The organism is uncultured Campylobacter sp. (assembly GCF_937997465.1).
Taxonomy (GTDB): Bacteria; Campylobacterota; Campylobacteria; order Campylobacterales; family Campylobacteraceae; genus Campylobacter_A.
This window is the reverse complement of sequence record NZ_CALKTQ010000309.1, coordinates 1-1,019: the sequence shown is the minus strand read 5'-3', so window position 1 is coordinate 1,019 and position 1,019 is coordinate 1. Positions and strand designations below refer to the sequence as shown.

1 protein-coding gene is annotated in these 1,019 nt (G+C 42.2%); it reads right to left on the bottom strand.

The genetic code is table 11. From position 1 onward, the window contains the following. Positions 1-93 precede the first annotated feature (93 nt). The gene (locus Q0546_RS10530; RefSeq protein WP_298792850.1) at positions 94-966 is read right to left on the bottom strand and encodes a LysR family transcriptional regulator; all 873 of its coding nucleotides are present in this window, start codon (positions 964-966) and stop codon (positions 94-96) included. Positions 967-1,019 lie beyond the last annotated feature (53 nt).

Here is a 1,019-nt window from a genome sequence, read left to right as displayed (position 1 = left end):
GATATTTTGCGCCAAATTTTCGCAAGAGTATTTAAATTTACGCGCCGAAAAAGGCTAAATTTAATCAAAATTTGGCGCGTACGCTAAAGCGGATTAAAAATTAAAGCTCGTCTTGATCTTTAGAAATTTTTGCAGCGCTTCCTCGTTTTCTTTTAACGCAGCGGCATAAACCGAGCGAGTGAGCTTAAATTTAGAGATGTTTATCTCAAACAGCCTGCCGTTTTTTAGCTCGTTTTCGATCAAAAATCTCGGTAAAAACGCCACGTACGTATCGGCATGGTTTGACGCGAGCGCGCGACAGACCATTATCGAACCGTCTAGCGAATACGCCACGTCAAGCGCATGCGCGTCCACGCCGTGCTTATGCAAAATATCATCGAGATAAGTTCGCGTCCTATCTTTGATAAATTTAAACTTAATAAGCTCTTCAGGCTTCACGCTTTCGGCGATTTTTTTATTAGAAACTAAAATCAGCTCGTAGTCAAATAGCTTTTTAACGAGCAAGCTGCTATCAAGCGACTGCTCCAGGATGATGGCGATGTCGCTGCGGCGGTCTTTTAGGTAGTTTATGAGCTCGTTTTGCTCCTTTATCCTGATGTCTAGCTCGCTGCCTACGCTTTGCGAGATTTTATCCAGCAGTATCGAGATGACCGCCTCGGCGATGAGCTGGGTGGTTGCGATTACTAGCGGTACTTTATCGGTTTTTATGTGCGCCAGCTCGTCTTTAAAGCGAAACATAGCGCTTTCAAACTGAGTACAGAGTTTATAAAATTTCTCGCCCTCGTGAGTTAGGACGATGCCGTTTTTCTTACGCATTATTAGCGTGGTTTGCAGCATCTCCTCGAGCTTTTTCATCTGCAAAGTAACTGCGGGCTGCGAGATACCTAGAGCCCTTGAGGCTTTTGAGAAGCTTCTTTCTTTCACTATCTCCATAAAGGTATAAAATTTACTAAAATCATTGATCATGTCGGACTCCTTATTATTATATCAGCTTATAAAATCATATTTTTAATATTGTA

What these genes read in the sequence shown, in the direction of transcription:
- Q0546_RS10530 (WP_298792850.1), bottom strand. Translation starts at nt 966, where the DNA reads ATGATCAATGATTTTAGTAAATTTTATACCTTTATGGAGATAGTGAAA.